Origin of the sequence: Luteimonas notoginsengisoli (assembly GCF_042648885.1) — a bacterium.
In the GTDB taxonomy this organism is placed as follows: domain Bacteria; phylum Pseudomonadota; class Gammaproteobacteria; order Xanthomonadales; family Xanthomonadaceae; genus Luteimonas; species Luteimonas notoginsengisoli.
In genome coordinates, this window is the sequence record NZ_JBHRYF010000001.1 from 890,383 (window position 1) to 916,073 (window position 25,691).

Here is a 25,691-nt window from a genome sequence, read left to right on the forward strand (position 1 = left end):
GGGCAGTGCAGTGCGGGTCGGAATCAGTGGAATCGTCACACTGCCCGACAGCGTTCGCTGAACCAGCGGAGCGGCCAAAATCTTCAGATGCGTCCGGACGTCGCGGATTCCGCCGCTCCTGCATCGCCACATCCCTCGTGGGAGCGGTTTCAGCCGCGAGCTCTTGCCCGGGTTCCCCCGCCGCGTCGCAAAAACCTTCCAATCCCCGTTGCCACGCAAGACGAACGACAACCGCAACCCGTAGGAGCGGCGGAAGCCGCGAAGCCTTCCCGAAAGGCCGGCAGGTCGCAACGTCCGCCCCTCCCGCATACCCACCCCAACTTGTAGGAGCGGCTTCAGCCGCGAGCTTTTGGTCCGGCCCCGACGCCACGCCCAAACGCTCGCGGCTGAAGCCGCTCCCACAACCAGCGGCACGCCAACCCCCAAACAGGCGCTCCAGCCCCCCACGGTACAATCGCCCCATCCGTATTTTCCGTGGAGCGCGCCATGAGCACGCCAGCCGCCAACGCCCTCGAAGGCGCCAATCCTTCCGCCCAGCCGGACGCCACCCCGCTGCGCTTCGTCACCGCCGCCAGCCTGTTCGACGGCCACGACGCCGCCATCAACATCATGCGGCGCCTGATCCAGTCGCAGGGCGCCGAGGTCATCCACCTCGGCCACAACCGCTCGGTCGAGGACGTGGTCCGCGCCGCCCTGCAGGAAGACGCCGACGCCATCGCCCTGTCGAGCTACCAGGGCGGCCACGTCGAGTACATGAAGTACATGGTCGACATGCTCCGCGAGCGCGGCGCCAGCCACATCCGCGTGGTCGGCGGCGGTGGCGGCACCATCACGCCAGAAGAGATCCGCGAACTCGAAGCCTACGGCGTCGAGCGCATCTACCACCCCAACGACGGCATGAAGCTGGGCCTGGTGGAGATGATCGAGGACGTCGTCGAGCGCGTGTCCAGGGCGCGCGACGCGCGGACGCGGCAGATCGACGCCGAATCCCTCGCCGGCGCCACCAGGCCCGCGCTCGACGACGAGATCGGCATCGGCCGCATCCTCTCGGCGATCGAGGACGGCGACTTCTCCGACTCCGAACTCGCCATGCTCCGCAAGCAGTGGCAGTCCCCCGTGTCCCAGCCGCCGGTGATCGGCATCACCGGCACCGGCGGCGCCGGCAAGTCGTCGGTCACCGACGAACTGCTCAACCGCTTCCTCGCCAGCTTCCCGCGGATGCGCATCGCGGTGATCTCGGTCGACCCCACCCGCCGCCGCACCGGCGGCGCGCTGCTGGGCGACCGCATCCGCATGAACTCGCTGCGGTCCCACCGCGTCTACATGCGCTCCATGGCCACCCGCCGCCAGCACGCCGCCACGAACGTGGTGCTCAACGACGGCATTGGCTTCCTCAAGAGCCTCGGCTACGACCTGGTGATCGTCGAGACTGCCGGCATCGGCCAGTCCGACTCGGAGATCGTCGACCTGGTCGACTTCCCGATGTACGTCATGACCAGCGACTACGGCGCCGCCAGCCAGCTCGAGAAGATCGACATGATCGACTTCGCCGAGCTGATCGTGCTCAACAAGTACGACAAGCGCGGCGCGGAAGATGCATTGAGGGACATCCGCAAGCAGTGGAAGCGCAACCGCGTCGCCTTCAAGACCGCCGACGAAGACGTCCCCGTCTATCCCACCATCGCCAGCCAGTTCAACGATCCCGGCATCAGCTGGATGTTCGTCAACCTGTGCCGGCTGCTGCGGGAGAAGCTCCACCTGGGTCCCGATGCCCCTGATGGTGCCCTTGTGGGAGCGGCTTCAGCCGCGAGCTCTTCCCCACAGGCCACGCAGGATCAAAAGCTCGCGGCTGAAGCCGCTCCCACAAGAGCGGCGGGCGCGACCATCGACTGGACCCCCGCCCTCGACACCTCCCTCAAGGAACCCCGCGCCACCGTCCTCATCCCCGGCGCCCGCATCCGCTACCTCGCCGAGATCGCCGAACAGGGCCGCGCCATCAACGCCTCCATCGAAAAGCAGGCCGAAGCCGCCGACCGCGCCCAGGCCTTCTGGCAGGCCCTGCACGAACTCGGCGACGACAAGCTCCCCAGGCAGCTCGACCTCTACCACGCCGACGACCTCACCCCCGCAGCAACCCTTGTAGGAGCGGCTTCAGCCGCGAGCTCTCCCGCCCGTGTAGGAGCGGCGGAAGCCGCGACCTCTCCCAGCACCGGCAAGGGCATCGCGGCTCCCGCCGCTCCTGCGGAAGCCCAAGCGGTCGACCGCTCCCTGCTGACCCTCCGCCAGCGCTACAACGACGCCCTCCAGTCCCTGACTGCGGAAAGCCTCAAGCTCCTCCGCGACTGGCCGCAGCGCCTCAAATCCATCACCGACGACACCACCGCCTACGAAGTCCGCGGCAAGCAGATCAAGGTCGACAACTACCGCGAATCGCTCAGCCACCAGAAAGTTCCCAAGATCGCCGCCCCCACCTACAAGTCCTGGGGCGAACTGCTCACCTTCCTCGGCAAGGAAAACCTGCCCGGCAGCTACCCCTACACCGGCGGCGTCTACCCCTACCGCCGCACCGGCGAAGACCCGATCCGCATGTTCGCCGGCGAAGGCACGCCCGAGCGCACCAACCGCCGCTTCCACTACCTGTCCGTCGGCCAGCCGGCCGCGCGCCTGTCCACCGCCTTCGACTCCGTCACCCTGTATGGCGAAGATCCCGCGCCGCGCCCGGACATCTACGGCAAGATCGGCAACTCCGGCGTCAACATCCCCACGCTCGACGACATGAAGAAGCTGTACTCCGGCTTCGACCTGTGCGCGCCCACCACCAGCGTGTCGATGACCATCAACGGCCCCGCGCCGATGATCCTGGCGATGTTCATGAACTGCGCCATCGACCAGCAGGTCGAGAAATACCTCAAGGCCGACGACGCCCGCTGGGCGCAGGCGCAGAAGAAGATCGAAAAGTTCTTCGAAGGCCGCGAGCGCCCGCAGTACCACGGCGACCTCCCACCCAGCAACGACGGCCTCGGCCTCGGCCTGCTCGGCATCACCGGCGACCAGGTCGTCGACGCCGACACCTACGCCCGCATCAAGGCCGAGACGCTCAAGACCGTGCGCGGCACCGTGCAGGCCGACATCCTCAAGGAAGACCAGGCCCAGAACACCTGCATCTTCAGCACCGAGTTCGCGCTGCGGATGATGGGCGACATCCAGCAGTACTTCGTCGACTTTGGGGTGCGCAACTTCTACTCGGTGTCGATCTCCGGCTACCACATCGCCGAGGCCGGGGCGAACCCGATCAGCCAGCTCGCCTTCACCCTCAGCAACGGCTTCACCATCGTCGAGTACTACCTCGCGCGCGGGATGAAGATCGACGACTTCGCGCCCAACCTGTCGTTCTTCTTCTCCAACGGCATGGACCCCGAGTACACCGTCATCGGCCGCGTCGCCCGCCGCATCTGGGCCCGCGCCATGCGCGAGCGCTACGGCGCCAACGAACGGTCGCAGATGATGAAGTACCACATCCAGACCAGCGGCCGCTCCCTGCACGCGCAGGAGATCCAGTTCAACGACATCCGCACCACGTTGCAGGCCCTGTACGCCCTGTTCGACAACTGCAACAGCCTGCACACCAACGCCTACGACGAGGCCATCACCACGCCGACCGAGGAAAGCGTGCGCCGCGCCGTCGCCATCCAGATGATCATCAACAAGGAACTCGGCCTCAACTTCGTCGAGAACCCCTGGCAGGGCAGCTTCGCCGTCGAGTACCTCACCGACATGGTCGAGGAAGCCGTCTACAAGGAGTTCGAGGCCATCAGCGACCGGGGTGGGGTGCTTGGGGCGATGGACACCATGTACCAGCGTGGGAAGATCCAGGAAGAGTCGATGTACTACGAGCACAAGAAGCATGACGGCTCGCTGCCGCTGGTGGGCGTCAATACCTTCCTGCCGAAGGAGCATGCGGGCGAGATCGCTACCGAGATCGAGCTGATCCGGAGTACGGAAGGGGAGAAGGGGCAGCAGATCGAGAACGTGACGCGGTGGCAGCAGTCACGCAACGCGCTGGCGCCGAAAGGCGAGACGTCGCACGGGCATCTGGCGGATGCCGACGAAGAGATGTCGATGGTTCATGACGGGCATGGGCTGGGGTACCTTCAGAACACGGCGCGGGAGCGGAAGAACGTGTTCGAGGCGCTGATGGAGGCGGTGAAGACGCATAGCTTGGGTCAAATCAGCCACGCCCTCTACGACGTGGGCGGAGAATATCGCCGCAACATGTAGGTCGATTTAGAAGCGCATACGGGCAAACAATAGATGATGGGTCATGCGTGGATGGAAGAAGCTTCGTCGAGCGAGTTGTGGGGTATTTTCAAGCCGTCTGTAGTTAGAGAGCTATCTCGTGCGGAAGGGGGGGGCGAGACGCGCTCCTATCTGAAGCGTCTGCTCCTTCAGCATGGTGGGCCAAAGAGCGCGCGTGTGTCAGACGTGTATGAAACAGCTTTTGCTCACCTCTCCAGGAATCAGCCTGCCGAGTACTTCTATAAGAACGCGGTGCTGCAGCGAAATGTGCTAAGTCGTTATGGGAGTAAGCGGTCGCGCGTATTCTTTGAGTTTCGGGCGGGTACTTCCAAGCTGGATGCATTGATTGCGCGAGACTCCATGCACGCCTACGAAATTAAGACAGAGCGTGATCATTTCAGGCGTCTTCCAACACAAATTTCTGACTACCAACAGCGTTTTGCTCACGTATGGATCCTTTCCAGTGAAAAGCAGGCTGCGAGACTGGAGGGGCAAGTTTCATCGGCGGTGGGGCTTGCTTACATGTCGAGCCGACGTACATTCGAGATAGTTAGGGAGGCCTCGAGAAACACAGCCGGGCTGCGCGCTGCCGCGATCCTTGAATGCCTTCGTCGCAACGAGTACTTAAAGGTTCTCGAAGAGTTCGGGTTCTCCGGGTTAGGCCTTCCAAATACCGCGGTCTTTAGGGAGGCGATGAAGTTCTCTAGTACTTTGGATCCAGAGCAGGTCCATGAGGCTACGCTCGAGAGGTTGAAGGACCGCCCCAATGCGTTATCCGTCTCCGCGCTGGCGAAGCTGCCGTTGTATATCCGAGCGGCGGCGGTTGCTGCGCGCTGTGATGACGAAGATGTTCAAGTATTGTTGAAGAATCTTGCGTGCAAGGTCTACCAAAAGGAGAGGGCGTGAACTACTTTCCATTCTTTCGCGGTAAGCAGTTTGAACTGATCTGCATCAGAGAGAACGGTGGCCTCATCGCGCGGCAGGGGTTTACCCCCATCATCGAGCCTGTGAAGGAGGGTGCGAACGGGTTGGTACGCACGATAGAGGCGCTCAAGCGTGAGCAAGCAGGATTTCTTATTGTGGCCAACCCATCCGTAGGTCATCACGCGCCTTCGCTGCCAGATGAATTTGCCGCGCAGGTGAACGATGCAATTTCTGACTACGCACAAGGGGGCTGGATTTACCAGCTTCAAGAGGCTGATGATCTGCTGGCTGTTCGAAGTTGGCTGCAGAATTGGCCTGACTTGGCAATCCTGCATCATGGGACGATGGCGGCTAAAGACGTTGTTGAAGTGGTGACAAATCAGCAAGGACCAGATCGTAAGCATCTCTTCTTAGTTGATAAGTGCAGCCTTCGATACCGTGGCGCGTTCTCGTCGCGCCATAAGGTATTGCTCGAAGATGGTTTCAAGAAGACAAAGAACGCAGATTACCCGGACGTAGAAGTCTTTTCTGAATTGCCGGTCACGTATCAAGATCAAGGCGCGAATGGATTTGGTGATTACTTGATTGTCGGTAGTGAGTACTCGGATGGGGGCGGTGCTGCTTACGCTGTAGCGATCCATATCACCTATGCGGATCATGAGGACGATGGCGTTATCTATGTCAGGCATTTCAAGTCAGACACTAATGACACTCCTACAGATCCCGCAGGGAAGTTTCAGGAGGCTCTGGAAAAACTGATCGAGTACTGCGCGCAGCCCGGGTCAAAGATACCCGAGACAGAGGCGATTAGAGAGTTTCAGCGCCTGCATCAGCACGGCCACTTTCCAGGGCTTGGTTATGTCAAGAAGTTGAGCATGCAGCATCACCTTGAAATTATGGGGAGGTGATATGTGCTGCCCGAACTGCTTTGATGATGATTTCCTTTGTGGCTTCATTAGTGTTAATGCTGAGCGCGAAGCAGACTGCCCCTACTGCGGTAGTAGAGATGTCCCGGTTATTTCTGCGGTTCGCTTAGCGCCTTACTTTGAGCAGGTTTTAGACGGCTACGCCGTTAAAGTCGATGGTCGCCACATCTGGGAGCTATGGGCACAAGATTGGGGGATTTTTTCTGAGCGCGCGAAGGCGCAGCAAATCTCAGAAGCTGTGCTTGGGGGCCTTGCCGCAGCCACGTACGTAGCGCGAGAAAGCGCTCTTGCTCCTTCTAGTGAGATATGGGGTGATCTTCGAAAGGAGCTGCAGGAAGAGAACAGATTCTTCCCGAAGAACGCTCCCGACAAAGAATTGTTCCGAGTTCTCATGGAGAACTTGGTATGCTCAGAGCTTCCTGCTGAGTTCTATCGGGCTAGATTGATGAAAGGCGTGGTGCCGTTGCCGCTCGATGAAATGGGTGCGCCGCCTGCCGAGATTGCATCCGACGGGAGAGCCAATCCAATCGGTATCCGTTATCTGTACTTGGCAGACGATTTGGATACGGCTATTGCCGAAGTTAAACCCTCAAAGGGAGCCCTCGTATCACTGGCCACTTTCAGAGTGATTGCAGGAAGGCCGCTGGAGTTGATCGACCTAACAGATCCCTGGCTAACTATCTCTCCATTCCGAGTTTCCTCGTCGTCAATCGCTGATGTGCGTGCGTCAATGTCGTTCCTAAAGGCCTTGGGTGAAGAACTCAGCGTGCCAACGCAGCCGCATCGTGCAACGCGTGACTACCTGGCTAGTCAGTACCTATGTGAGCTAATCAAAGTTTCGGGCTACGACGGCGTTATTTACAAGAGTTCACTGGCAAATGGAAGGAACTTTGCTTTCTTTGATGTCTGTGCTTGCGAAGCCTATGGTAGCGTCGCGGTTCATAAGGTTGTTGAGGTTGAGGTGACCGCGCAGCTTATTTAGCCAATCAAAGGGGACGGAGGTAATTAAGCGGCGCTTCCCTACGCGGCTTTGAGTGGTTGCCCGAGGGTCAAGGCGTTGGCAAGCGGGCAGGGTGGGGTCGGCCCGATCCGGAGCTTGTCGATGCCCCGCCGGAAACGGGGTCAGGTTCACTTACCCGTCGGGTCCGGTCCCCGCCGCGGGCGATGGGCCGGCCGAGCGGAGGCGAGAGCTAATGGGGTCAGGTTCACTTAATTCTATCGGGGAATCGGGGGAGCTATGCGCTGGTTACTGGTGATCTTGTTGGCTGCTGCAGCGGGAGGCGTGGTTGCCGACAGCGAGCGGCAACTTGGTGCAAGAGGGGATCTGCGCGCATCACCGATGCCTCGAAGCATCGTTTCGTTGGACGCCGTCCGTGACTCAACGACGGCGGAGCAACTGCCAGTCGTCGACGAGCGCGGTCGGCGCGAATCAATCGAGGCCTTGAGCTTGCCTCCTGTCGGAATGCGGGCAATCACCTGGAAGATGGCAGCGCGTCCAGCCATTCGCCCGGTCACGTATGGGTGGGCGATCGGTTATGAGATGCAGGAGTTTCCAGGTGCAGTTGCTGCCGGTGATGTTACCGGCGATCAGTTGCTCGACATCGTGGTGACAACGGCTAGTGGCGTTGATGGGGCCTGGGGCACGGGCCTGTGGGGAACCTGCAGCATCTCCGTCTTCAGCCGCAATGCCAGCGGCACCCTCGAGTTGGTGGCGAACTATCCGCTGGCTGCGGAATGCAGGCCTGATTTCGGCGGCATTGCGCTGGGGGACTTGAATCGCGACGGGGTAATGGACGTGGCTGCCGCAACCAACGACGGCATCGCGGTGCTCGCATCCGACGGACAGGGGAATCTGAAGGTCGAGTATTCGCGCGTTGGCCGGGAGATGAATCAACTCGGTGTGATGGATGTCGATCGAGATGGAAACCTGGATGTGATCGGCATCGGTTGGGGGAGTGCCAACGGTTCAAGCATTCAGGCGACGACAATTTATTACGGCGATGGCGCGGGTGGAATTTCCGAATCCGCGGCGATGCCGTCACCGCAGCGTGGCTATAACGATCTGGCGATTGGCGACGTTGATTCCGATGGGATACCCGATCTGATCATTGCCTCAGGTGCAGATTTCGATTTTTGGGTGATTCGCCACAATGGCGTCGACGGCTTCCTGCCACCACAGCCCTATCCGAGGCCCGGCGGGATCTGGGGCACGTATTCAGTCGCCGTGGGAGACATGAATTTCGACGGGCGGAAGGATGTGATCGTCAATACCTACGCCAACAATCCGAATGCGGGCGTCTGGGTATATGCGCAAGAAGCGGACGGGAGGCTTGCTCCCCCTGCGCAGCTTGCCACCCTAGATCTTCCGGGCGAACTGGTGATTGCCGACCTCAACGGCGATCGCAGGGACGACCTGACGGTGCTGCATGCGGGCTATGACGCCGTGGGGAGCTACGTGCAGCTCGCATCTGGTGGTCTTGCCGCAGAGGTGCTGGACGAGGATCTGGCCATCCCCGATGAGATCAATCCACAGGGAATGGTCGTGGTCGACGTGACTGGCGACCGGTGCCCGGATGTGGTGTTTGGCAGGCATGACTACGGATTGATTGTCATGCCACGCGAGCAATGTGACGTCTGGTCGGCAAGAACAGGTGGGCGCTTGCCGGCTTTGCGGCACAGATAAGCACAACGGCGGAAACGGGGTCAGGTTCACTTATCGCGAATCAAAGGCAATCAAAGGGGACGGAGGTAATTAAGCGGCAGTTCCCTACGCGGACTTGAGTGGTTGCCCGAGGGTCAAGGCGTTGGCAAGCGGGCAGGGTGGGTACACCCGATCCGGAACTTGTCGATGCCCCGCCAACCCCGCCTTGAGCTTCCCGGCGTGCCGATGCACGTCACCCAGCGCGGTGTGAATCGCTGCGCGATCTTCCTGGACGACACCGACCGCCATCACTACCGTCGCCTGCTGCGCGCAGCCTGTCATGTCTATGACGTCCGGGTGCATGCCTTCGTGCTCATGGACAATCATGTGCATCTTCTGGTGTCGTCGTGTGTGGCGGGCGCGGTTTCGAAGATGATGCGAGGCGCGGGCCAGGCGTATGTGCAAGCGTTCAACGCCCGGCATGGGCGATGCGGCACCTTGTGGCAGGGCCGATTCAAGTCGTGCCTGGTCGATAGCGAGCGGTATCTGCTCACCGTGCTGCGCTATATCGAGTTGAACCCGGTGCGCGCGGCGATGGTGGCGTTGCCGGAGGACTACCGCTGGTCGAGCGTGCACACGCATCTGGGCATGGCGAACGATCCGCTTCTGACGCCGCATCCGGTCTACATGGGGCTGGGTGACGATCCGGACTCCCGTGCAGCCGTCTATCGATCCTGGCTGCGGAGCGCAATGGATGACGAGGCGCTGGCGAGCGTGAGGCGACATCTCGCGCAGGAGCGGGTTCTGGGCGACCTGCGGTTCCAGGCGATGGTGGAGAAGGCGCTCAATCGCCCGGTCATCTGCCGTCCGCGGGGGCGTCCCGCGATCGCGAAGAACCAGATGGGTTAATTACCTCCGTCCCCTTTGAGTCCCCCTTTGAGTCCTTTGAGTCGCTTGATGAGGCGCTGTGCGGGCGCCATTTTTGCGCGAAACTAACCCCATGAGCCCTCTGCGCCTCTCATTTCTCGCCGGCGGCGGCGAGGCAGGCAAACGAATGCGGTCCATGGACTGGAGCGCGACGCCCCTGGGGCCGACGGCGCGCTGGCCCGCTGCGCTGCGCACGGTCGTGGGGCTGATGCTGGCTTCCAACCAGCCGATGTACATCGCCTGGGGCCCGGAGCGCTCCTTCCTCTACAACGACCATTACGCGCCGATCCTGGGGGACAAGCATCCGGCCGCGCTGGGCCGCGACCTGCTGGTGGACGTGTGGCCCGAGATCCGCGAGCAGCTGGCGCCGCTGGTCGAGGCGACATGGAGCGGTGAGCCGGTGCAGGTGCCACGCATGGAGCTGGCACTCAACCGCAATGGCCGCGTCGAGGAAACGCATTTTTCGTTCTTCTTCGCCCCGATCCGCGAGGAGAACGGCACCGTCGGCGGGCTCTTCGGTTCCTGCAACGAGATCACCGAGCAGGTGATGGGCGAGCGTCGCCTCGCGCTCGGTATGGAGCGCCATCTGCAGGTGCTTTCCAACATGGACGAGGGCTTCGTCGTGATGGATCGCGAGTTCCGGGTGCTGGAGGTCAACGCGCAGACGGAGCGCCTGCTCGGGCGCCCGCGCGACGCACTGGTCGGCCGGGTGATCTGGGAGCTATATCCCGATACGCGCGATGCCGAGATCGGGCGCGTGTACCGGCAGGTGCTGGCCGATGGCCAGCCCGCATCGCTGGAATACCTGCATGCCGAACCGGATGGCGAGCGGATTTGGTTCGAGGTGCGCGCGTTTCCCACCGGGGAAGGGATCGCGGTCCTGTTCCGCGACATCACTGGCCGGCGGCGGGATGCGGCGCAGGCGGCGTTGGCGTCCGAGCGCGTGCAACTCGCACTGGATGCCGGCGCGATCGTTGGCACGTGGATCTGGTCAATCACCGATGACCGCCTGATCGGCGACGAGCGCTTCGCCCGCCTGTTCGGGCTTGATCCACGGCAGTGCGAGGCAGGCATGGCGCTGTCGACCGCGATGCAGCCGATCCATCCCGACGACGTGGCGCGGGTGGAGGCCGCGATCGAGGCCGCACTGGCGGGCGAAGGCGGCCGCTACCAATGCGAATACCGCGTGCGCACGCACGGGGGAAGCTACACGTGGGTGGAGGCGAACGGCCGCGTGGAACGGGATGCGACGGGCCGGCCGGTGCGATTCCCCGGCGTGCTGCGCGACCACTCGGAACGCCGCCGGGCCGAACGCGATCGCGATCGCGCAACGGCGCTGCTGCGCAGCTTCGTCGAGGCGGTGCCTGGCGTGGTCTACGCCAAGGATTCGGAGGGCCGGCTGATCCTGGGCAACCGTGGCGTCGCCGAACTGCTGGGCGTGCCGCAGGACGTGTACCTGGGGCGCACCGATCGCGAACTGCTGGCCGATGCCGCGCAGGCCGAGGCGGTGATGCGCAATGACCGCCGCATCATGGAAAGCGGCGTTGCCGAACAGATCGAGGAAGAGATCCGGCTGGCGGACGGCACCCCTGCCTGGTGGTGGTCGCACAAGGCACCGATGTTCGAGAACGGCGAGGTGGTCGGGCTGATCGGCGCATCGGTGGACATCACCGACCGCAAGCGGATCGAAGGCTCGTTGCGCCTGTCCGAGCAGCGCAATGCGCTCGCGCTGGACGTGGCGCAGCTCGGTACGTGGACCTACGTCCCGCGCACCCGGGCGCTGACCATGGACGCCCGCACGCGGCAGATCGCCGAGGTCCACCCCGGGCGCGAGGACCTGACCCTCGACCACCTCGCACGTCGCACGCATCCAGACGACTGGCCGTCCGTGCAGGCCGCGTTGCAGGCTGCGATTTCGCCCGACGGCGATGGCCAGTTCGCGCAGGAATTCCGGTTGGTGCTGCCCGATGAACGCGTGGCCTGGGTGCTGGGCCGCGGCCAACTCGTCGGCACGACCATGATCGGGACCGTGCTCGACGTGACCGAACGCCGCCGCATGATCGAAACCCTCGAGCAGGGCGACCGGCGCAAGGACGAGTTCCTGGCGATGCTGGCGCACGAGCTGCGCAACCCGCTCGCGCCGATCGGCACCGCCGCGCAGCTGCTGCGGCTGGCGCCGGGCGACCAGCGCGCGGTGGCCAGGTCGGCGGACATCATCGCGCGCCAGGTCGCGCACATGACCCAGATGGTCGACGACCTGCTCGACGTGTCGCGGGTGACCCGGGGTCTGGTGCAGGTCGACCGGGCGCCGGTGGACGTGGGCGAGGTCGCCGCTGCGGCCGTCGAGCAGGCCGAGCCGTTCCTGCAGTCGCGCCAGCACCGCTTGCTCTTCGATCCGGTGCCGGACGGCACGCTGGTGATCGGTGACCGGCATCGCCTGGTCCAGGTGGTGTCCAACCTGCTGAACAACGCGGCCAAGTACACGCCCTCGGGCGGGACGATCAGGTTGTCGGTGGAGGGTTCCGCGGACACCGTGGACATCCGCGTGACGGACAACGGCATCGGCATGGACGCGGGCCTGATACCGCATGTCTTCGACCTGTTCACCCAGGGCGAGCGCACGCCGGATCGCGCGCAAGGCGGCCTCGGCATCGGTCTGGCGCTGGTGCGCAGCATCGTGCAACTCCATGGCGGGCGGGTTTCTGCCAGCAGTGGCGGCAGCGGGCAGGGGAGCACCTTCGTGGCGACCCTGCCGCGGGTGTGCGCTCCGGCGGCGCCCGCGCAACCGACGCTCCCGGCCGGAGGCGAAGCGCGCCGCAGGAACGTGCTGGTGGTCGACGACAATGTCGACGCGGCCACCATGCTGGCCGCGGTGCTGCGGCTACTCGGCCACCACGTCACCATCGCCACCGACGGTTACGAGGCCCTTGCCAGGGCGGCCGAGCGCACGGACTGGCACGCCTTCATCCTCGACATCGGCATGCCCGACATGACCGGGCATGAGCTAGCCCAGCGCCTGCGCGAGGCCATCGGCCCGCATCCGGCACGCTTCATCGCGCTGAGCGGCTACGGGCGGGCCAGCGACGAGGCGACGTCCAGGCAGGCAGGGTTCGACCATCACCTGGTGAAGCCCGCCGATGTCGCCGAGTTGCACGCGATCCTGGCCAACGCCTGAAGTGCATGGCCCCCGCGTCGAATGCCATGGTCAGGACACTCGCTGAAGCGTCGATGCCTGCGGTAGCTCGGCTGCTGGCCAACAACCCGCGGCACCAGGAAATGTTTGGCGAAGGCTTGCTGCTCGAGCCGTTGCCGGAACCGGCATTCACTGGCCTGCTGCGGCGGCAGATGCGCATCGGCACCGTGCCGGGTGCGTACGACAACGGATGAGCCTGATCGGCGTGGGCGTTGGCGTCGCGCCGATAAGGATTGACGAGGGGAAATTCGCCTCGCCCCGTTGGCTCCGGCGCCGTAGTTCTATGGCGATGAGCAGGATGTGGAGAGGGCGGCCCATGGGATCACCGGCCGTCCACGTACTCCAACCTCAGCTGAACGCGCACCGCGGGCTCAGGCCAGAACGCCGCTATATTCCGAACTCCCCCGAAAAAGGAGAGCTGGCATGTCCCTGTCCAAACAGCACGTGGCGACTGCGCGCACACTCGGCCTGGCGCTCGTCGTCGGTCTCGGCCTCGGCGCCTGCGCCACTTACGATGACGATTTCGCGCGGGTCAACTCGCGCCTCGACCAGCTCGACACGCGAGTGCAGGGCGCGGCCCAGAGCGCCGAATCGGCCAACCAGTCGGCGCAGCAGGCCAACCAGCGGCTCGACCAGCTGGAAGGCCGCGTCCAGCAGCTCGAAACGGCGCCGGGCCGCAAGCCGCGCGGATAGCGGCTCTTCCCCTCGGCGACGAACGCCCTCAAGCGGGACCGGTGACCCATGCTGTCACCGGTCCCGGTTTCACCGGATTTGACTGAGGAACCAACCATCCGTACCTGCACGCATCCCACGATCCGGGCGGTTTCCCTCTCGCTGGCGCTGGCGTTCTCGAGCATCGGCGTGGCCAGCCCCAAGGATGCCGCCGCGCCGCCGGTCTCCGCCGTCGACCAGCTTCCGCCTGGCCAGGAGGTCTCGGACACGGTGATCGAACTCGCAGGCTGGGTGGTCGCCGCCAAGGACAGCCACGGTTATCCATTCGCGGTCATGGACAAGGCCGCCGCGCAGATCCTGGTGTTCGGGGGCGACGGCCGGCTTCGCGGCGCGGCGCCCGGGTTGTTTGGTTCGGCGGTCGGCGATCATTCCGCGCCCGGGGTTGCAGGACTCGCGCTTCGCGAGATCCCGGGCCGGGATCGCACGACGCCGGCCGGACGCTTCGTGGGCGGTTTCGGCCCGTCGATCGACGCCGGACGCGTGCTGTGGGTGGATTACGATTCCGCTGTCTCCATCCACCCGACCGCGACCGGCGTCCCCGCCGAGCGGCGCGTCGAGCGCCTGGCCTCGCCTTCGCCCGACGACAACCGCATCACCCACGGTTGCATCAACGTCTCGCCCGAGTTCTACGAACAGGTCGTCCGTCCGACCTTCGAGCGGGGCGGCGTGTTCTACATCCTGCCGGACAAGGCGTCGATCGCGGAGACGTTCCCGGAGTTCTCGCGAAAGTAGGGAACGCAGGGATCAGACCCGGCTTTCTCGGTCGAATCAAAGGGTGGAAGCGACCCACCTCAGTCCTCTATCGCGGGATATCGCAACGCGACCGTGTGCGCGAACCGCATTCTGGTCGAATCGTGGTGGACTTCCCGGCCGGCAGGAAGTCCGCACATTTGCCAATGGTGTGAAAACGCGAACGTCAAAGCGCCTGGACTCGTCCGTTCCGTCCATCCACCAGCCGGGCAGGGCGATCGCGGGGATGACGGGGATTTCGCAGCCAGGGGACCCGTCCCCAACGGGACTTGCGTACCTCGCCGGGACTGTGCGCATCTTGCGCCACCCTTCCGGCCCGGGATTTTTCCGATGCGTCCTCGCCTCCACCCGCTGGTTCTGGCTCTCCTTCTGGCGTCGCCATTCGCCGCATCCCTTGCCCACGCCGCCGACGGGCAGGCGGCAGCGACTGCCGAAACGGTGGCGGACACGCCGTCCGGGACGCCACGCGGCACCACCTTCATCCTGCCCGGCGGCTGGACCCAGCGCGTGCAGGACAATGGCGTGCTGCTGATGCCGCCTGAAGGCGACGGCTCGCGGCTGATCATCCTGGACGCGAAGGCGGCCACGGCTGACGAGGCGGTGGCCGAAGCCTGGGCCGTCCTCGGCATGACCCCGAAACTGATGGTGGCCACCGACGCCGCCGCCAGGGATGGCTGGGAAGCCCGGCGCTTCTACGATTACGACGTGGCCGCGAATGCAAAGCGCGCCGTGGGCGCCAGCGCCTACCGCAAGGGCAAGGCCTGGACTGTCGTGGCGGTCGACGTGGACCAGGCGATCGCCGAGAAGCGCGGCTCGCAATTCGGAAAGATCTCCCAGCGCCTGCAGCCGGCGGGCTATCAGCGCGAGAGCTTCGCCGGGCGCAGCGCGCACAAGCTGGACGACGCGCGCCTGCAGCAGGTCGCGTCCTTCGTCGAGGCGATGCGCCAGGACTACGACGTGCCCGGCGTGGCCATCGGTATCGTCCAGGACGGCAAGGTGGTGATGTCGCGCGGCTTCGGCGTGCGCCAGCTGGGCAAGCCCGACAAGGTCGACGGCGACACCCGCTTCATGATCGCCTCCAACACCAAGGCGCTGACCACGCTGATGCTGGCCAAGCTGGTGGATGCCGGCAAGCTGGACTGGAACGCGCGCGCCGAGGACGTGTACCCGGGCTTCAAACTGGGCGATGCGGCGACCACCGACCAGGTGCTGGTCAAGCACCTGATCTGCGCCTGTACCGGCGTTCCGCGCCAGGATTTCGAGTGGCTGTTCGAAGGTGAGAAGCAGACGCCCGGAACGGTCATGGCCACGCTGGGCACCATGCAGCCAACGAGCGGCTTCGGCGAGCTGTTCCAATACTCCAACCCGATGGCCGCCGCGGCCGGTTACATCGGCGGCCAGGTCGCCTATCCCGGCACCGAACTCGGCGCCGGTTACGACAAGGCGATGCAGTCGCTGGTGTTCGATCCGCTGGGCATGCAGGACACCACCTTCGACTACGCCAAGGCGCAGACCGGCGACTATGCCGCGCCGCATGGCTACGACATCGGCCACGAAGTGGAAGTGATGGGCATGGACCTGAACAACACCATCGTCGCCTCGCGCCCGGCCGGCGCCGCATGGAGCACGGTCGACGACCTGCTCAAGTACGTGCAGATGGAAATCGACGGCGGTGTCCTGCCGGACGGCAAGCGTTACATCGGCGAGGCCGCGTTGATGCAGCGGCGCGAGCCGCAGATCGCGCTGGGCGTGGAGCGCAACTACGCGATGGCGCTGATGGTGGACAAGAGCGACGGCGTCACCGTGATCGACCACGGCGGCGACATGGGGGGCTTCCACTCCAACATGATGTGGTGGCCGGACCAGAAGGTCGGCGCGGTGATCCTGACCAATGCCGATGAAGGCGTGAACCTGCGTGGCCCGTTCAAGCGCCGGCTGATGGAGCTGATGTTCGATGGCGAACCGCAGGCCGAGGCCGCGGCCAAGGCCGGGGCCAAGGCCAACCGCGAGGGCTTCGACGCCTTCGTCAAGCTGCTGCAGCATCCGGCGGACGCCAAGGGCCTGGAGAGCCTGGCGCCGCGCTACCACAACGATGCCCTGGGCGAGCTTGCGGTCACCCGCAAGGACGGCAGGGCCTGGTTCGATGTCGGCGCCTTCAGTTCGGAAGTGGCGACGATGCCGCAGCCCGACGGCAGCCTGGCTTTCGTGACCATCGACCCGGTCGCGCTCGGCTTCCTGTTCGTGCGTGCGGAAAAGGACGGCGTGCGCAGGCTGGTCGTGCGCGATGGCCAGCATGAGTATGTGTTCGATGAGGTGAAGTAAGGCGGGCGCAGGCCGCTATCCTCTGCGTTTGGGTCTGGACTTCACCATGCACGCATCACAACAGCCGATGTCACCCATCGGCAAGCTCTTCGCAGTCACGGCATTGATCGAAGCTTTCACCTGGGCGGGGCTGCTGGTCGGGATGTACCTCAAGTACGGCAGCGGCACGACCGACTTGGGCGTGTGGCTGTTCGGCCGCCTGCATGGGGCCGCGTTCCTGCTGTACATCTTGGTTGCCTTCGTTGCGGGTGCCCGGTTGCGATGGCCGATGTGGGCGCTGCTGCTGGCGGTGCTGGCCGCGATCCCGCCGCTGGTGACGTTGCCGCTCGAACTCTGGTTTCGCCGCCGCGGGCTGTTGTCGGCAACAGGGGTCTGATAGAACGGCTCGCAGAGCGGAACCCGCGAGGCGGATTCCGCTCGATGCCGGTTGCTGAGAACATCGCTCGACCCTGCGTGCGTGCGCCTTCGGTGGTTCCGCTCCGCGCCTGCTCAGCCGAAAGCTACCGCCAGCAGGGCCACGAAGCCAAGCACCGCCAGCACAGCGTGGCCAGCAAGCAGGCCGGCCGGCAGCAGGCGCCGGGGCCAGGCGTAGCCCAGGTTGAGCACCGTGCCGCCGGCGGCGGCCAGCACCAGCAGGCCCAGCGCCACCCACGCCAACGTGGGCACCGGCGCGCTGAGCGATGCATAGGCCAGCAGCGTCAGCCCGGCCGCGGCCAGCAGGCCGTGCGCCATCGCCAGCCAGTTGGGCGGATTGCGCTTGCCGAACAGCCGCACCGCGGCCATCACCAGCCCGCCCAGGGCGGCCACCACGAACAGCCACGCGGACGTCTGCAACATGACGATCGGTTCCATTTCCATCTCCCTCGGCGGCGGGTGCCGCCCGGCGATCGTGGGCGCGCGCGCGTGAGTCGGGCGTATGCGTCTTCCGACCGGTCCGCGCGGAACCGGGCGCACACGCAGGGGGCGCCGGCGTTGCACGCGCAACATTCTCGACGCACGGTACGGCGAGTAAACCGATGGCACCCTTCTTTCGAATCGCGCGGTGATAGCGTGCGACACCTTCCTTGTTGTCGGATCTTGCATGTCCAGCGCTGCGCCTCACCGCCTGATCCGTCACGGCCTTGCGATCGGGCTGCTCGCGAGCGCACTCCACCTGGGGTGGGAGTACACGCACGGCGGCGTCGCCAGCCACCATCTGCTGGCGCGCGCCGACATGCCCGCGGTGTCGAACTGGTGGGGGCTGATCGTCTTGCCCTTGCTGGGATGGGCGGCATCGCGCAGCGCGCTTGGCCGCGCAGCTCGCCATGACGCCGCGCGCCGCTCGACTGCCGCCTTCTTCGGCGCCTTGATCGTAGGGCTTGCGCTGTCGCTGTCGTTCGCCGCCGGCCTGGAATCCGCGGCGTCCGCGATCTTCCTGGCGGCGCTGGGGATCGGCGTGTTCCTGCCGACCTATCGCGCCGAGTACCTGTTCGGCTTCGTGCTCGGCATGACGTTCGTGCTCGGTTCGGTGCTGCCCATGATGTTCGCGCTGGTGGGCGCAGCCATTTCGGCGGCGGCGCATTTCATGGTGCAGCCGGTGATCGCGCGATTGTGGAAAGTTGTGCGCGCCTGACGCGCGCATCGCGCTCCCCTAGCGCTGCGCGCGTTGCGGCGCCGACGGGCTGCCACGCGATGGGGCCACGATGCAGGAGAGGTGCAGGGCCGTTGATTGGACCGCCCGCCGCACCATCCCCGATCCCGTGCCCTCCAGCCTATGCGCAGCGCAGTCGCTGGCGGGACCCGGAATCCGTCTACGGCTCCGGGGCGAGTGACGACCTCCAGCCCGATCGGGTGGTCGATCCGCGCTGGCGGTAGTATCGGCACGCCGCACCAGCGGGCCTGGTCGCCCGCATTCCCGCCGCCTACCGAAGGAAACATCGATGAAGCGATTGATTGCGCTGGCTGCCGCCGTCCTCGTGGCCTGCCCGGTGGCGGCGCAGGTGCCCACCGGGAAGATGGGCGAGCTGCGTCCGGACCAGCAGCAGTTCTTCGAGCTGTACAAGGAGCTGGTGGAAACCGACACCACGGTCAGCCATGGCAACTGCACCCAGGCCGCCGGGCAGATCGCGACGCGGCTCAAGGCCGCGGGCTTCCCCGATAACCAGCTCACCCTGTTCTCGGTCCCCGAGCATCCGAAGGAGGGCGGGATCGTCGCGGTGTATCCCGGCACTTCGACCACGCTCGAGCCGATGCTGCTGCTGGCGCACATCGACGTGGTGGAAGCCAAGCGCGACGACTGGGAGCGCGACCCGTTCAAGCTGGTCGAAGAGAACGGCTACTACTACGCCCGCGGCATCGCCGACGACAAGATGATGGCGGCGACCTGGGCCGACGCGCTGATCCGCTTCCAGCAGGCAGGCTACAAGCCGGCGCGCACCATCAAGATGGCGCTGACCTGCGGCGAGGAGACCGACACGGCGTTCAACGGCGCCCAGTACCTCGCCAACAACAGGCGCGAACTGATCGATGCGGCGTTCGCGCTCAACGAAGGCGGCGGCGGCGACACCGATGGCAAAGGCCACCTCACCGCGCAGTCGATCCAGGTCGGCGAGAAGATCTACCAGGATTACAAGCTGGTCGCCACCAACCCGGGCGGGCACAGCTCGCAGCCGGTGCGCGACAACGCGATCTATGGGATGTCCGAGGCGCTGCTGAAGATCCGCGAGCACGAGTTTCCCGCCGAGTTCAACGACACGACCCGGGTTTACTTCGAGCGCGCGGGCGCCGCGCGCAGCGACGCCATGGGCGCGGCGATGGTGGCGTTGGCGAAGGATCCGGGCGATGCCGAAGCCGCCGCGGTCGTCAACACCGACAAGGGGCTGCATTCGATGCTGCGCACGACCTGCGTGGCGACCATGATCGACGGCGGCCATGCGGTGAACGCGCTGCCGCAGCGGGTGGAGGCCAACGTCAACTGCCGTCTCTTCCCCGGCCACACGCCGGCGGAGATCCAGGACCAGCTGGCCGGCGTCATCGGCGACCCGGGCATCTCGATTGAACAAGCGCGCAAGGACAAGCCGCTTGCAGAGACCCCGCCACTCGATCCGGCGATCATCGGCCCGATGGAAACGCGCAGTGCGAAATACTTCCCCGGCGTGCCCGTGATCCCCTCGATGTCGACGGGCGCAACCGACGGGCTCTACCTGTCCGCGGTGGGCATCCCGACCTACGGCGTACCGGGCATGTGGGGCGATCCCGACGGCAACGGCGCCCACGGCCTCAACGAACGCCTCGAGGTCCGCGCGGTGTACGTGGGCCGCGATTACCTGTTCGACCTGGTCAAGGCGCTGGCGAAGTAAGGCAGCGTTCGCAGACGAATGCCGGTGACAGGCCCGGATGGGCCAGATGCCGGTGCCCATTCCCGGGCAACCTGTAGTGGCCGGGGTTTCCCAGAAGATGCGCGGATGCCGGTTGACGCTCGCGGGAACAATCGCCGCACGGTCGTGGAGTACGAACGCTCCGCGCGCGAATACTTCGCCACGGTGGCAGGCAGGCCGTCGGCCAGTGCCGAAGCGCTTCGGCGTCTGGCCGCGGAGGTGGTGCCCGGCACGCGCGTGCTGGAGATCGGTTCGGGGCCCGGCTGGGATGCCGATGCCCTCGAAGCCCTGGGCATCGACGTGCACCGCACGGACGTGACCGCTGCCTTCTGCGCGCTCCAGGCCGAACGTGGCAAGCGCTGCGATTGCCTCGACCTGCTGTCGGACCCGATCGACGGGCGCTATGGCGGCGCGATGATGCTGTGCGTGCTGCAGCATTTCGAACGCGACCAGCTCTGCGGGGCGCTGCGGAAGCTGGCGACGGCGCTCGACGCGGGCGGCCCGCTGCTGCTGATGTATCCCGAAGGCGATGGCGACGTCTGGGAGCAGGGCGCCGATGGCGACTACCGGGTGATGCAATGGGCACCGGCTGCATTCGACGCGGAGCTCGCGCGGGCCGCGTTCACGCTGGGCTGGGAGCACGCCGCCGAAGGGCGGGGTGGATCATGGCGCACCGTGCTGGCGCGAAAACAGTCGGATGGGTAGGACGGAGCCCCGAAGCGAATTCCGCCAGGTATGTGGAAATCTTCATGGCAGCCCGGTCGCATGCGCTTCGGAATCGCCGTCGACGGTCTGTCCGGCCGGTGTGATCGCAGTCGCCAGGGACGCGTGCGCAGTCTAAGTGGAAATCGGACCGCGCTGTCCGCTGTGCACGTGCAGGATGTTCCCGTCGGGGTCCTTGAACCAGATCGCCGCGAAGCCGCCGCGCCTGTGTATGCCATGCTCGATGTCCATGCCCGGTTCGGGGTACTCCTCCAGCGCCACGCCGCGGCTGCGCAGCGTCGCGGCGATGGCCTCCACGTCGTCGCCGCCTGCCCAGGCCACGGCGTTGCCCGTGCTCGGTCGCAGACCCTCGGATCGATAGACCACCAGCGCGGTGTCGCCGGTCCTGTACTCGAGCACCCCATCCATGCCCTCGCCGTTCGGCTCGAGCCCCAACGTGTGGCCATAGAAACGCCGTGCGCGCTCGAGGTCGCTGATCGCGACGATGGCGCTTGAGCTCTTGTCCTTCAGCATGGGCTTTCCGGGATGTCGTCGCACCGCGCGCGTGCGGCGCTGGCGGGCCTGCGACCCTGCGCCGGCCAGCGTTGGGACTGCGTCAAGCAGGCGTTAACGTCGCGGGCGAACGTCTCAATTGGCGATCACGTACGAGTCAACTCGCCGACAAGCCATCCGTGCAGCGGATCGCGCAGCATGCCGGCGCGCTGCTGACATCGCCGGCCCGGGTTCGCTTCCCGGCATGCCAAGCGAGCGGCTTGACGCGGCTTGAACGCGGGCGTGGCACCCTGCGCGCCACCGTCCGCATGCGAGGAAGCCGTGCCATGAAGATCGTGACCAGCCTGAGTTTCCGCGGACAGTGCCGCGAGGCGTTCGAGTTCTACGCGAAGGTGCTGGGCGGCGAGGTCACCGCGGCCCATCCCTATGGCGACGGTCCGCCCGGCATGCTGGTCGACCCGAAGTACAAGGACTGGCTGATGCATTGCTGGCTGCAGGTCGGCGACCAGGCGCTGATGGGCGCGGATATGGACGAGCAGTGGGCGCCCAACATCGCCAAGCCCAGGAACGGCTTCGACGTCACCCTGCATACCGAAGATCCTGCGCAGGCCCGACGCTGGTTCGATGCGCTGGCAGAGGGAGGCACCGTGGTCATGGCGTTCGGCGAAACGTTCTGGTCGCCGGGCTACGGCAGCGTCGTCGACCGGTTCGGGGTGCCGTGGATGGTGAACACGGCGGGCAAATGACGCCGCGCCCGATGCACCTGGTGCAGCTGTTCCTGCCGTTGCACGACAACGCGGGCGCCGCGTTTCCGCGGCAGATGTTCGGCGCGGTCCGCAAGGAGTTGACCGAAGCCTTCGGTGGCGTCACCGCGTACCAGCGTGCGCCCGCGACCGGGCTTTGGGAGGACGACGACGCCACGGTGCAACGCGACGAACTGGTGCTCTTCGAAGCCATGGTCGAGGCGCTGGACCGCGACTGGTGGCGGCGCTATGCCGGCGAACTCGCCGCGCGGTTCCGGCAGGAGGAAATCCTGGTGCGGGCCCTGCCGTGCGAACGGCTGTAGCGCTGGAAAGCCGGACCTGCGCTGGGCCCGGAGGCGACGTTGCGCCCAGCCCGTGGCAAGACCGGACTCAGGACTTCGCAGCGTCGCCGGGCGCCTTGGTTTCGCGCGCCGCTGCGTGCTTGCTGCCGGCGTCCACCACCACCCGGTTGCGGCCTTCGCGCTTGGCTTGGTACATCGCCAGGTCCGCGCGTCGCTGCCAGCTGCCCGCGGATTCGCCAGGGCAATAGCTCGCGAGGCCGACCGACATGGTCACGACGCGCTCGCCGCAGCGCACTTCGGACTCCACCCGACTACGCAGCGTCTCGGCGATGCGCCGCAGTACGGTCGTGTCGGCCCCGGGCACCAGCAGCCCGAACTCCTCGCCGCCGAGGCGGAAGAAGCGGTCCTGCTTGCGGGTGTGGCGACGCACCAGTTCGGCGACCTGCACCAGGACCCGGTCGCCGGCTTCATGGCCGAAGCTGTCGTTGATCGCCTTGAAGTGGTCCAGGTCGAAGACGAGCAGCCCCACGGGCGCCCGCTCGCGTTCGCTGTCGGCCATCGCGGCCTTGAGTTCGGCCGCCATGTTGCGGCGATTGCTGGCGCCGGTGAGCGGGTCGTGCGCCGCCACGGCCTCGAGCTGGGTGCGCTGGCTTTCGCTGCGCCAGGCGAAGACGTAGGCGAACAGGCTGACCTCCACCGTCGTCACGGAGAACATGGCCTTGTGCAGCAGCGTGGCGAGCACGGAGTCGAGCATGGCGACCGAACCGATCACCAATGCCGAGAGCACCGCGGCATGGAGGCGCGGCACGAGCAGGAAATTGGCCAGCAGTACCGGGTAGACCCACAGCACGCCCGCCAGTCCCCCCAGGTAGGCGACCAGTACGCAGCCGATCGAGCACATCGCCGCCATCAGCAGCGCGGTGCGCTCGGACCTGCCGGTGCGCCAGGCGCGCAGGACCCCGAAGCCGATCGTGGTGACGATCGCCAGATCCAGGATGCCGATCAGCCGCTGCCCCGCTGCGAAGCGATAGATCGCGAACGGCGTCACGCCGATCACCACGAAGGCGCCGAAGGCGACGATCAGCGCCATCTTGAAGTCGGCGTCTTTCAGATTGCCCCGCATTGGAATCCCGCCAGTTGTCCGTCCGGCTTCGGAATGGATCCGGAAGGCCCGGGGCCTCACGGAGTGGATGCGTCGCGCCAACATGAAAGCGACGAGCCGCAGAGTCGGGGGCGACTGCGAGGGTGGTTGCCGGAAGGGTTAACGGCGCCAGCGGAGATAGCTTTAGCCCGTTTGCCAAACGGTTCAGCCTGTCAGGTCAAGGGCGGTGCCCCGGCTGCGACGGCGGGCCAGACGCGGTGGGGTGCCGCCAGGCTTGTTGTGCTTCGCAATCGTGACCGCACAGGCCCGCGGGGCTCCGCAACGAGGCGTCGACGGGGGCAGGACGCGCGCGCCTGCATCGTATGGACCCGCCCACGGCAGGCAAGCGTTTCGAGCCGCCCCCCATGCCCGGGGGCCGCCGCCCACGGCCCGGCGCGCAAGCGGTTAGGATCGCGCCACACCCTTGCTGGAGCGCGCCGCATGCATCCGTCCGTCGATCGCCGTCGTTCCACGATTCCCGCCGCGCTGCTGTGCCTGCTGCTCGGCGTGCCGCTGCTGGCCTCCGCCGCAGACGCCGACATGGCCGCGATCGAGCGCGCCGTGGCCGCGCAGCACGACGCCTCGCTCAAGCGCCTGCAGGACTGGATCGCCCTGCCGTCGATTGCCGCCGAGGACCTCAACTCGCGCGAAGGCGCCGACTACATGGCCGCGCTCGCCAGGGACGCGGGATTCCAGCAGGTCGCGGTGCTCGATACCGACGGCAAGCCCGGCGTGTTCGCCACCCTCGATGCCGGCGCGGCCACGACCGTGGGCCTGTATTTCATGTACGACGTGAAGCAGTTCGACCCGGCCGAATGGAGCTCGCCGCCGCTCGAATCCAGGCTCGTCGACAAGCCGGGCCTAGGCAAGGTGCTGATGGGGCGCGGCGCGGTGAACCAGAAGGGCCCGCAGTCGGCCCTGCTCGCCGCGCTGCACGCGATCAAGGCCGCTGGCCAGCAGATGCCGGTGAACCTGGTGCTGGTGGCCGAAGGCGAGGAGGAAATCGGCTCGCCGCACATCGGCCAACTGGTGCACCGCCCGGAAGTCGAAGCCGCGCTGCGCGACACGGTCGGCGTGTTCATGCCGGCCGCCTCGCAGGACGCCGAAGGCAACGTCACCATCAGCCTCGGCGCCAAGGGTGTGATCGAGCTGGAGCTGGTCGCCAGCGGCGAGAAGTGGGGGCGCGGGCCAAAGAAGGACGTGCATTCCTCGCTCAAGGCCATGGTCGACAGCCCGGCGTGGCGGCTGGTCAAGGCCCTCGACACGCTGGTCTCCGACGACGGCAACACCATCACCATCGACGGCTACCCGAAGGCGCCGCCGATCAGCGCCGAACACAAGGCGATGATCGCCGCCGCCACCCGCGTGCGCAGCGAGGCCAAAAGCAAGCAGTTGCTGGGCGTGGAGCGCTGGATCGACGACCTCCCTTGGCAGCAGGCGAACGAGCGCCTCGTCTCACAGCCCACGGTCAACATCGAAGGCCTGGTGGCCGGCTACACCGGTCCGGGCGGCAAGACGGTGCTGCCCGGCCGCGCCGTGGCCAAGCTGGACCTGCGCCTCGTGCCGGGCATGAAGCGCGACGATGCGGTCGCCGCGCTCAAGGCACACCTGGCCAAGCGCGGCTACGGCGACATCGAGGTCAACGTCAGCGGCGGCTACGACGGCACACAGACCCCCGCCGATGCACCGTTGATCCACGCGCAGCGCGCGGTGCTCGAACGCCGTGGCATCAAGCCGCTGCTGTGGCCGCGCAACGCCGGCTCGTATCCGGGCTTCGTCTTCACCGATCCGCCGCTGGGCCTGGCCTCCGGACACTTCGGACTGGGCAACGGCGGCGGCGCGCACGCCCCCGACGAGTACTACCTGATCGAATCCAGCAACCCCGCGGTCGAAGGCTACGACGGCGCGGTGATGTCGTTCGTGGAATACCTGTACGAACTCGGCAAGTAGCACTTCGGTCGCCGTTCGTTCGCGGGACAGGAGAACGCACGCAAGGCGCTCACGGAATCAGGCTGGGTTCCGGGGCGCCACTTCCGTGCCCGGGGTTGTCGCTGCGGCCGGCGCGCGACGCGCTCACTCCATCTCCGGATTCCGCATCGGCCGAACCCTGGCCAGGTCGGTGCCCGATTCGATCGCCTGGTGCCGATTCTCCTGGCAGCAATGCGTCGGCGCGGGCCGGACGGCCATCTGTGCGGTACGCACGCGCGGACGCAGGGCTCATCG

21 protein-coding genes are annotated in these 25,691 nt (G+C 65.8%); 18 read left to right on the forward strand and 3 right to left on the reverse strand.

Annotated elements, in window-relative coordinates:
* The first annotated feature begins 486 nt into the window (after positions 1-486).
* From ACFOM9_RS04130 to ACFOM9_RS04185, 12 genes are all read left to right on the forward strand, one after another.
* Positions 487-4,278: a methylmalonyl-CoA mutase family protein gene (locus tag ACFOM9_RS04130; protein ID WP_386706431.1), complete on the forward strand. Its 3,792-nt coding sequence runs from the start codon at positions 487-489 to the stop codon at positions 4,276-4,278.
* A 51-nt stretch (positions 4,279-4,329) separates the two neighbouring features.
* Positions 4,330-5,202, forward strand: a complete 873-nt coding sequence (locus tag ACFOM9_RS04135) for a sce7726 family protein (protein WP_386706433.1) — start codon at positions 4,330-4,332, stop codon at positions 5,200-5,202.
* Positions 5,199-6,128, forward strand: a complete 930-nt coding sequence (locus ACFOM9_RS04140; protein WP_386706435.1) for a sce7725 family protein — start codon at positions 5,199-5,201, stop codon at positions 6,126-6,128. The genes ACFOM9_RS04135 and ACFOM9_RS04140 overlap by 4 nt, the downstream gene beginning before the upstream one ends.
* Positions 6,109-7,128, forward strand: coding sequence for an RES family NAD+ phosphorylase (locus ACFOM9_RS04145; protein ID WP_386706436.1), 1,020 nt, complete (start codon positions 6,109-6,111; stop codon positions 7,126-7,128). Before ACFOM9_RS04140 ends, ACFOM9_RS04145 begins: the two co-directional genes overlap by 20 nt.
* 255 nt (positions 7,129-7,383) lie before the next feature.
* Entirely contained in the window at positions 7,384-8,829 is a 1,446-nt protein-coding gene (locus ACFOM9_RS04150) for an FG-GAP repeat domain-containing protein (RefSeq protein ID WP_386706438.1), read from the forward strand.
* A 165-nt stretch (positions 8,830-8,994) separates the two neighbouring features.
* On the forward strand, positions 8,995-9,696 hold the full coding sequence (locus ACFOM9_RS04155; protein WP_386706440.1) for a transposase: 702 nt from the start codon (positions 8,995-8,997) through the stop codon (positions 9,694-9,696).
* Between the two features lie 91 nt (positions 9,697-9,787).
* Positions 9,788-12,889 carry a PAS domain-containing protein gene (locus ACFOM9_RS04160; protein WP_386706442.1) on the forward strand — a complete coding sequence of 1,034 codons (3,102 nt, stop codon included), beginning with the start codon at positions 9,788-9,790 and terminating at the stop codon, positions 12,887-12,889.
* Positions 12,890-12,915: 26 nt separating this feature from the next.
* Complete coding sequence (locus ACFOM9_RS04165) at positions 12,916-13,101, forward strand: hypothetical protein (protein ID WP_386706444.1); 186 nt, start codon at positions 12,916-12,918, stop codon at positions 13,099-13,101.
* A 229-nt stretch (positions 13,102-13,330) separates the two neighbouring features.
* Complete coding sequence (locus ACFOM9_RS04170; protein WP_386706446.1) at positions 13,331-13,600, forward strand: hypothetical protein; 270 nt, start codon at positions 13,331-13,333, stop codon at positions 13,598-13,600.
* A gap of 141 nt (positions 13,601-13,741) precedes the next feature.
* On the forward strand, positions 13,742-14,371 hold the full coding sequence (locus ACFOM9_RS04175) for a hypothetical protein (RefSeq protein ID WP_386707323.1): 630 nt from the start codon (positions 13,742-13,744) through the stop codon (positions 14,369-14,371).
* Positions 14,372-14,719: 348 nt separating this feature from the next.
* Positions 14,720-16,711 carry a serine hydrolase domain-containing protein gene (locus ACFOM9_RS04180; RefSeq protein ID WP_386706448.1) on the forward strand — a complete coding sequence of 664 codons (1,992 nt, stop codon included), beginning with the start codon at positions 14,720-14,722 and terminating at the stop codon, positions 16,709-16,711.
* A gap of 67 nt (positions 16,712-16,778) precedes the next feature.
* Positions 16,779-17,087 carry a DUF3817 domain-containing protein gene (locus tag ACFOM9_RS04185; protein ID WP_386706450.1) on the forward strand — a complete coding sequence of 103 codons (309 nt, stop codon included), beginning with the start codon at positions 16,779-16,781 and terminating at the stop codon, positions 17,085-17,087.
* Between the two features lie 113 nt (positions 17,088-17,200).
* Here the strand turns inward: ACFOM9_RS04185 and ACFOM9_RS04190 are convergent, their stop codons facing one another.
* Positions 17,201-17,563, reverse strand: a complete 363-nt coding sequence (locus tag ACFOM9_RS04190; RefSeq protein ID WP_386706452.1) for a hypothetical protein — start codon at positions 17,561-17,563, stop codon at positions 17,201-17,203.
* Between the two features lie 229 nt (positions 17,564-17,792).
* Here ACFOM9_RS04190 and ACFOM9_RS04195 point away from each other — a divergent pair, with 229 nt between their 5' ends.
* The 3 genes from ACFOM9_RS04195 (at position 17,793) to ACFOM9_RS04205 (ending at position 20,772) form a co-directional block, all read left to right on the forward strand.
* The gene (locus ACFOM9_RS04195; protein ID WP_386706454.1) at positions 17,793-18,323 is read left to right on the forward strand and encodes a hypothetical protein; all 531 of its coding nucleotides are present in this window, start codon (positions 17,793-17,795) and stop codon (positions 18,321-18,323) included.
* A gap of 307 nt (positions 18,324-18,630) precedes the next feature.
* Positions 18,631-20,049 carry a M20/M25/M40 family metallo-hydrolase gene (locus ACFOM9_RS04200; RefSeq protein WP_386706456.1) on the forward strand — a complete coding sequence of 473 codons (1,419 nt, stop codon included), beginning with the start codon at positions 18,631-18,633 and terminating at the stop codon, positions 20,047-20,049.
* A gap of 105 nt (positions 20,050-20,154) precedes the next feature.
* Positions 20,155-20,772, forward strand: a complete 618-nt coding sequence (locus ACFOM9_RS04205; protein ID WP_386706457.1) for a class I SAM-dependent methyltransferase — start codon at positions 20,155-20,157, stop codon at positions 20,770-20,772.
* 132 nt (positions 20,773-20,904) lie between these two features.
* Here the strand turns inward: ACFOM9_RS04205 and ACFOM9_RS04210 are convergent, their stop codons facing one another.
* On the reverse strand, positions 20,905-21,303 hold the full coding sequence (locus ACFOM9_RS04210; protein WP_386706459.1) for a VOC family protein: 399 nt from the start codon (positions 21,301-21,303) through the stop codon (positions 20,905-20,907).
* Between the two features lie 305 nt (positions 21,304-21,608).
* Here ACFOM9_RS04210 and ACFOM9_RS04215 point away from each other — a divergent pair, with 305 nt between their 5' ends.
* Together ACFOM9_RS04215 and ACFOM9_RS04220 are read left to right on the forward strand one after the other, a co-directional pair.
* Complete coding sequence (locus ACFOM9_RS04215; RefSeq protein ID WP_386706461.1) at positions 21,609-22,028, forward strand: VOC family protein; 420 nt, start codon at positions 21,609-21,611, stop codon at positions 22,026-22,028.
* Positions 22,025-22,348 (forward strand): hypothetical protein, encoded by a 324-nt coding sequence (locus tag ACFOM9_RS04220; protein WP_386706463.1) that lies wholly within the window; start codon positions 22,025-22,027, stop codon positions 22,346-22,348. The genes ACFOM9_RS04215 and ACFOM9_RS04220 overlap by 4 nt, the downstream gene beginning before the upstream one ends.
* A gap of 67 nt (positions 22,349-22,415) precedes the next feature.
* Here the strand turns inward: ACFOM9_RS04220 and ACFOM9_RS04225 are convergent, their stop codons facing one another.
* The gene (locus ACFOM9_RS04225) at positions 22,416-23,450 is read right to left on the reverse strand and encodes a GGDEF domain-containing protein (RefSeq protein ID WP_386706465.1); all 1,035 of its coding nucleotides are present in this window, start codon (positions 23,448-23,450) and stop codon (positions 22,416-22,418) included.
* A 459-nt stretch (positions 23,451-23,909) separates the two neighbouring features.
* Here ACFOM9_RS04225 and ACFOM9_RS04230 point away from each other — a divergent pair, with 459 nt between their 5' ends.
* Entirely contained in the window at positions 23,910-25,418 is a 1,509-nt protein-coding gene (locus ACFOM9_RS04230; protein ID WP_386706467.1) for a M20/M25/M40 family metallo-hydrolase, read from the forward strand.
* The last annotated feature ends 273 nt before the right edge of the window (positions 25,419-25,691 follow it).